The sequence below is a fragment of the Streptomyces alkaliphilus genome (assembly GCF_014141535.1).
GTDB lineage: Bacteria > Actinomycetota > Actinomycetes > Streptomycetales > Streptomycetaceae > Streptomyces > Streptomyces alkaliphilus.
This window is the reverse complement of sequence record NZ_VKHT01000164.1, coordinates 1-6,986: the sequence shown is the minus strand read 5'-3', so window position 1 is coordinate 6,986 and position 6,986 is coordinate 1. Positions and strand designations below refer to the sequence as shown.

Sequence of the window (6,986 nt, the reverse complement as noted above, 5' to 3'; positions counted from 1 at the left end):
GGGGTATCAACATATCTGGCGTTGACTTTTGGCACGCTGTTGAGTTCTCAAGGAACGGACGCTTCCTTCGGAACTTCCCCCACCATTCGGCGGGTTCGTCCTCCGGGCGCTTCCCTTCGGTGTTTCCGACTCTACCACATCCGATTTCCCTCGGATCCGGCTCCCGGTCGGCGGGAGTTCAAGTGTTTTACCGCCCTCCGGCGTGAGCTTTCCGCCCTCCGGCGTTGCCACCACCGTAGAACATTCCCCCGCCCGATTCAAAATCGGGCTCCATTCACTTTTCGACATACCTCTCCCCTGGCGGGGAGTGCCGACGAGCAGCAATGGAAGAAGGTTCACCGATAGGTGAGGGCCGCCATCGGCGGCCCGTTTGCTTCCCCGGAGAGGCCGGTTCGAAACCCGCCCTCCGTGGCAGCCCGGAGAACATTACGCATCCCTCCCGGGGGCGTCAACTCGACACGGGGTGACACCCCTCACCGCCGACGGGTCACCGCCGGCGGGGCGGATGTCACCGCTCGCCGTCGAGGTCCCGCAGTCGGCCCCCCGCGTCCGGCTGGGCGTCCTCGACCCGTCGCAGGAGACGCACCAGGAGGTCGCCGAGGAGGTCGCGTTCGCCACCGTCGAGGTCCTGGAGCAGGGCCTCCTCGAAGTCGGAGGCCATCCGCATGGCGTCCAGCCACTTCTGCCGTCCGGCGTCGGTGAGGCCGACGATCACGCGGACCCGGTTCTCCTCGTCCCGCTCCCGGGTGACCAGTCCGGCCGTCACGAGGCGGTCGACCCGGTGGGTCACGGCGGCGGGCGTGAGTCCGAGGCGGTTGGCGAGCGTGCCGGGCCACAGTTGGTAGGGACGGCCGGTCATCACGAGTTCCTTGAGGACCTCCCACTCGCCGTGGTTGAGGTGGAGCGCGGCGAGCTGTCGGCCGTAGGCGACGCTCATCCGCCGCTCGAGTCGGGAGAGCGCGTTGACCACCTTCTCCACGCGCGGGTCCAGGTCCCGGTACTCGCGCCGGTAGATCGCGATCTGCTCGTCGAGGTCCGGCTCTCCGCGCCGCTTGCTGGACATGGCGGCGAGTATCGCACGTCACACTCCTCGAATTCGGCATCAAGGTCTTTGGCTATGTAGTCTTCAACATCGAAGTCTTGGTGAGCGCAGCGGCCCCGGAGCATCCGCCCCGGGGCCGTTCCCGGTGCGGGCCGGGAAGCCGTTCGCCGGACCGGGACCACCGAACCACCACGCCGCCGCTCCGGCGGCTCGTCATCGAGAGAGGTGAGTGTGACCACCGCGATGGGCGCGGCCCTGCGCCGGATCCAGATCGGCAGCGCGCTGAGCGCGTTCGGCAGCGGCTTCACCGTGCCGTTCCTCTTCCTTTACGTCGCCCGGGTACGGGATCTGGGCGCGGCCACGGCGGGCACCTGCCTGGCCGCGTTCGCCGTGGCGGCCCTGATCGTCCTGCCCCTCACCGGGCGGGTGATCGATCGACACGGACCGCTGCCCGTGGTCGTGGTCGGGTCGATCGCCGCAGCCCTGGGCTCGTTCGGGCTGGGGCTCTCCGGGACGGCCCCCACCGTCCTGGCCGGTTGCGCCCTGATGGGCGCGGGCATCGCGGTGATCCAACCCGCGCTCGCCACCATGATCGTGCGCTGCTCCACCGGGTTCGGGCGTTCGCGGGCCTTCGCCACCCAGTTCTTCCTCGCCAACCTGGGTCTGGGCCTGGGCGGCATGATCGGTGGGCTGCTGGTGGACGAGGAGCGGGCCGGCAGTTTCGTGCTGCTCTTCTCGACCGAGGCGCTGATGTTCCTGGTGCTCGGCGTGGTGGTGGGCACCACCCGGTTGCCGGCGGGCACCGGGGAGCACACCGCCGCCGGCGGGACCGCCCCGGGGGCCGGCGCCGGCGGCGGCCTGCGCGACATCCTGGCCCACCGGGCGATGCTGCTGCTGTGCGTGCTCGGCTTCGTGATGTTCTTCGCGGTCTACGGGCAGTTCGAGGCGGGGCTCGCCGCGTACGCGGTGGAGGTGACCCGGGTGTCGGCGACGACCCTGGGCTTCGCCCTGGCCGCGAACACCGGTGCCATCGTGGCGACCCAGTACGCGGTGCTGCGGTGGGTCGAGCGGCGACGGCGCAGCCGGGTCGTCGCGCTGGTGGGCGTGGTGTGGACGGTGGCCTGGTTGGCGGCGGGCGTCTCGGGTCTGGTCCCGCACGCGCAGGCCGTGGCGGTCGGGCTGCTGATCTCCACCTACGCGCTGTTCGGCCTGGGTGAGGCGCTGTTGTCCCCGACCGTGGCACCGCTGGTGGCCGACCTGGCACCGGCCGGTCGGGTCGGTCGGTACAACGCGGCCTTCGCGCTGGTGAAGCAGTTGGCGCTGGCGGTGGGACCGGCCTTCGGCGGACTGCTGGCCGCCGCCGGGTGGTACGGGGCCTACCTGGCGATCATGGTGGTCTGCTCGATGGCGGTGAGCGCGCTGGCGCTGCTGCTGGGCCGTCACCTGACGGCCGTGCAGGACCGGCCGTTCCTCGGGCGGGGCATCGCCGCCTCCTCGACGGGACCGGCCCCCGCGCCCGTCGGTGACGGGGAGCGGGCGACGGTCGGCGCCGGTTGAGCCCGGGAGGACGTCGGAAAGGCCGGGGTCAGCCCTCCGACGGCTGCTCGATGACGAACTCCGCCCACACCGATTTGCCGCCCTCCGGCAACCGTCGGGCGCCCCAGTCGGCGGCCAGCGAGGCGATGACCGAGATGCCGCGTCCGTGCTCGTCCGCCTCCCTGGCCCGGCGCAGGCGCGGCAGGTGCTCGTCCCCGTCGGTGACCTCGACGATCAGCCGGCGGTCGGTGCGCCGCAGCCGCAGGCGCATCGGGGCGCGGCCGTGCACCAGGGAGTTGGCGACCAGTTCGCTCGCCGCCAGGACCCCCGCCTCGCGCAGATCGTCGGGGAATCGCCAGCTCGCCAGGACACCGTCGGCGAAGGCCCGGGCGCGGGCGGCGGCCTCGGTGCCGCCGTGCAGGTCCAGCACCGCGCCGCGGGCCAGGCCGCTCTCCGCCGGCGGGCGTTCGGGGCGGATGAGGACGAGGACGGCGACATCGTCGTCGTGGTGCTCGGTGATGCCCATGGCACGGAGCATGCGGTCACAGACCACGCGGGGGTCGTCCACCGAGCCGGCGAGGGCGTCCTGCAGGGTGTTCAGACCGTCCTCGATGTCGGCGTCGCGCCGTTCGACCAGGCCGTCGGTGCACAGCACCGCGGCGGAGCCGGGCGGGAAGTCCAGGGTGCCGGAGGTGTGCAGCCAGCCGCCGGTGCCCAGGGGCGGGCCGGTGGGCTCCTCGGCGCGCTCCACCCGACCGTCGGGGTGACGGATCACGATCGGGATGTGCCCGGCGGAGGCGTAGACGATGGTGTCCTCGTGCGGGTCGTGCACCGCGTACAGACAGGTGGCGATCTGTTGGGGGTCGATCTCGGAGGCGAGTTCGTCGAGGAACTGGAGCACCTCGTGCGGGGGCAGGTCGAGGCGGGCGTAGGCCCGTACGGCGGTGCGCAGTTGTCCCATGACGGCGGCGGCCCGTACGCCGCGTCCCATCACGTCGCCGATGACCAGGGCGGTGCGGCCGGCGCCCAGGGTGATGACGTCGTACCAGTCGCCGCCGACCGCGGCGTCGGTGCCGCCGGGCTGGTAGACGGCGGCGACCCGCAGGTCGTCCGGTTGTTCGAGCTCTCGCGGCAGGAGGCTGCGCTGGAGGGTGACGGCGGCGGCGCGCTGGCGGCTCTCGCTCTCCCGGAGACGTTCGGCGGAGACGACCTGGTCGGTGACGTCGGCGGCGAAGACGAGAACCCCGGTGGACCGGGAGCGTCCCCGGCCGGCGCCGGTGCGCCCGCGTCCGGAACGACCCCGCGCGGAGAGGCGCGTCCCGGCGCGTGCCGCGGCGCGCGCGCCCACGGGTGAAGTGGGTGGGGCCTCCGGAACCGTGGAGGCGTCCCCCACCGGCGCGGTGGCGAGCGGGAGGGGCGTCATCTCGACCGGGGTGCAGGTGAAGGTGTAGAAGCCGTCACGCCCGGGACCTGGGACCCGGCGGGTCTTGAGAGTGCGCGGGGTGCCGGAGTTGCGCACCTGGTCCATCAGCGGCAGCAGACCGAGGTCCACCAGTTCGGTCAGGGCCTCGCGGGCCGGGGCACCGGTGGGGCGGGCGCCGAAGACCTCGGCGTATGCCTCGTTGACGTAGGTGACGCGGTGGTCGGGCCCCTGCACGACGGCGACCGGGGCGGGCACCCGGCCGAGGAGTTCGTGGACGGTTTCGGTGTCGAGCCCGGGTGCCGGGCTCGGGGCCGGGAGCGCGCCGTTGGCGACGGGGACGGCGGTGCCGTTGGTCGCGGGGACGGTAGGGGCCCCGCCGTCCTTGGCGGAGGACCCACCGGCGCGGCCGCGCGCGGCGGGCACCGGGGAGGGATCGGTCGCGGCGGTGGCGGCGCGGGCGGCCGGGCGACGTTGCCGGCCGGGAAGGCGAAGGCCCCAGCGCGTCAGGTTCACAGCGTTCCGATCCGATCCGTTCGGTGGGGGTCGAGGTGATGGGGCCGGCCGGACCCCGGCCGGGGTCCGGGCGGCTTCCGGTCGGGTGGTGCGGGGCGCGCCGGGACGACCGGGATGCCGGGGTCGGCCCCGGGGACGTGCCACCGAGGGTAGGGCACGGCCCGGACGGCGTCCCGACGCCCGTGGGCATCCGGACAACTCCCCGCAGGCCCGCCGGAGGGCCCGGGACGCGCCCTGTCCCCGGCCGGTGCGTTCGAGGAGGCGTCCCGGTGGGGGTCCCGGCGTCGATGTGTGGATGGTGTGTTCCCCAACGGGGGGCCGGAAATGCGCGCCGGCCCCGACCGGCTCGTTCCACGGAACCGGCCGGGGGCGGATCCGCCCCCGGCCGATGGACCGGATTACCTTTCCTCGCGCCCGGGTTCACCGCCACCGGCGGCCAGTTCGAACTCGGCGCGGGGGTGTTCCAGAGAGCCGAGGGAGACCACTTCCCGCTTGAAGAGGGCGGAGAGCGACCATTCGGCGACCACCCGCGCCTTGCGGTTGAGGGTGGGCACCCGACTGAGGTGGTACGTGCGGTGCATGAACCAGGCGGGAAAGCCCTTCAGCCGGCGTCCGTAGACCCGGGCGACGCCCTTGTGCAGGCCCAGGGAGGCGACCGAGCCGACGTGCGCGTGGCAGTAGGGGGTGGGGGCGCGCCCGCGCAGCCGGGCCGCCAGGTTGTCGGCGAGCCGGCGGCCCTGGCGGACGGCGTGCTGGGCGTTGGGCGCGCAGTTCGGCAGGCCGCCGCCGGGGGCGGGGTCGTCGGCGGACAGGTCGGGTACGGCGGCGGCGTCCCCGGCGGACCAGATGTGCTCCTCGCCCTCCACCAGCAGTTCGGGGGTGCAGCGCACCCGGCCGCGCCCGTCCAGCGGCAGGTCACAGGCGGCGAGCACGGGGTTGGGCTTGACGCCTGCCGTCCACACCAGGGTGCGGGTGGGGTAGCGGGAGCCGTCGCTGAGCACCGCGACCCGGTCGGTGACGGATTCCAGGCGGGTGTCGAGGCGGATGTCGATGTTGCGTCCGCGCAGCTCGCGCACGGCGTACTCACCCATCCGCAGACCCACCTCGGGGAGGATCCGCCCGGTCGCCTCGACCAGGATCCACTTGGTCTCCTCCGGAGAGATGCCGGGGTAGTAGCGGCAGGCGTAGCGGGCCATGTCCTCCAGTTCGGCCAGCGCCTCGACACCCGCGTAGCCGCCGCCGACGAAGACGAAGGTGAGGGCGGCGTCGCGGACCCGGGGGTCGCGGGTGGAGGAGGCGATGTCGAGTTGTTCGAGCACGTGGTTGCGCAGGCCGATGGCCTCCTCGACGGTCTTGAAGCCGATGCCGTATTCGGCGAGGCCCGGCACGGGGAGGGTGCGGGAGATCGAGCCGACGCCCAGGACGAGTTCGTCCCAGCTCAGGGTGAGCGGCGGCTCCTCGCTCCCGTTGGTGGCGGGCGTGCGGATCTCGGCGGTGCGGGCCTCTCGGTCCAACGACACCAGTTCGCCCGGGATGAAACGACAGCCGCGCAGGACCCGGCGCAACGGGACCACCACGTGCCGGGGCGACAGGTTGCCCGCCGCCGCCTCGGGGAGGAAGGGCTGGTAGGTCATGTACGGTTCCGGGCTGACGACGACGACCTCGACGGTGCCGCGTGCCAGCTCGCGCCGCAGCTTCCTGCGCAGCCGCAGCGCGGTGTACAGGCCGACGCAGCCGCCTCCGACGATGAGGACGCGCGTGGGTTCCTTGGTCACCCTTCCATGAGGCACCCGGAAGCGGTGGTTTGTCCACACGTGGGGACGAGGGCCTCCGCCGATCGGGCGTCATACCTCCTGATTCGAACCCTTACTCGGTGCCCGGGACCTCAACTATCGTCGGGAAATGTTGGGCACGGTGGATGTCCGTGCCCGGGTGGGTACGACGCGCGGACTCCGGGGGGAGCCGCGCGGGATGACGGGGGAAGTCATGCGTTCTCAGCGTTTCCATCGGGAGGCCGTCCACCGGGGTCTCCCCGAGCCGGGTGTGCGCCCGGCCGGGGCGGCCGATGGAGGTGTTCCCGCTGTTCGGCGCGGCCCCGGGAGCGGTCCCGGGGCCGCGGGGTCGGCCGTGGCGACGGTCGACCGATCGTCCGCCGACGGGCAGGCCCCGGCGGTCGCCGGGGTGGAGCCGCTCCCGGCTGTCGCGGGGGGCGGGGTGTTGCGCACCGACGCCCGCCGCAACCTCCACCACGTCGTCAGCGCCGCCCGGGACGTCTTCGGCGAGTTGGGGTACGAGGCCCCGATCGAGGAAATCGCGCGGAGGGCCCGGGTGGGAGTGGGGACGGTGTACCGCCGCTTCCCCACGAAGGGTTCACTGATCCGGCACATCGTCGGGGAGGAGACCCGGCGGCTCACCGAGCGGGCCGAGCGCGCGTTGGGCGAGGAGGGTGACCCGTGGGCGGCCGTGGAGGGG

General features: G+C 73.1%; 5 protein-coding genes. 2 read left to right on the top strand and 3 right to left on the bottom strand.

Annotation, left to right across the window (positions count from 1 at the left end; translation table 11 throughout):
* Window positions 1-508 precede the first annotated feature (508 nt).
* Window positions 509-1,063: a MarR family winged helix-turn-helix transcriptional regulator gene (locus FNQ90_RS07990; RefSeq protein ID WP_182605733.1), complete on the bottom strand. Its 555-nt coding sequence runs from the start codon at window positions 1,061-1,063 to the stop codon at window positions 509-511.
* A gap of 210 nt (window positions 1,064-1,273) precedes the next feature.
* Between FNQ90_RS07990 and FNQ90_RS07985 the strand changes: the two genes are divergently transcribed.
* Window positions 1,274-2,599, top strand: a complete 1,326-nt coding sequence (locus FNQ90_RS07985) for an MFS transporter (RefSeq protein ID WP_323379833.1) — start codon at window positions 1,274-1,276, stop codon at window positions 2,597-2,599.
* Window positions 2,600-2,627: 28 nt separating this feature from the next.
* Here the strand turns inward: FNQ90_RS07985 and FNQ90_RS07980 are convergent, their stop codons facing one another.
* Window positions 2,628-4,514, bottom strand: coding sequence for a SpoIIE family protein phosphatase (locus FNQ90_RS07980; protein ID WP_182605732.1), 1,887 nt, complete (start codon window positions 4,512-4,514; stop codon window positions 2,628-2,630).
* A 398-nt stretch (window positions 4,515-4,912) separates the two neighbouring features.
* On the bottom strand, window positions 4,913-6,289 hold the full coding sequence (locus FNQ90_RS07975; RefSeq protein ID WP_143619436.1) for an NAD(P)/FAD-dependent oxidoreductase: 1,377 nt from the start codon (window positions 6,287-6,289) through the stop codon (window positions 4,913-4,915).
* 352 nt (window positions 6,290-6,641) lie between these two features.
* Between FNQ90_RS07975 and FNQ90_RS27135 the strand changes: the two genes are divergently transcribed.
* Window positions 6,642-6,986 (top strand): TetR/AcrR family transcriptional regulator (locus FNQ90_RS27135; RefSeq protein ID WP_407699325.1); only part of this gene is annotated, 345 nt, incomplete at its 3' end.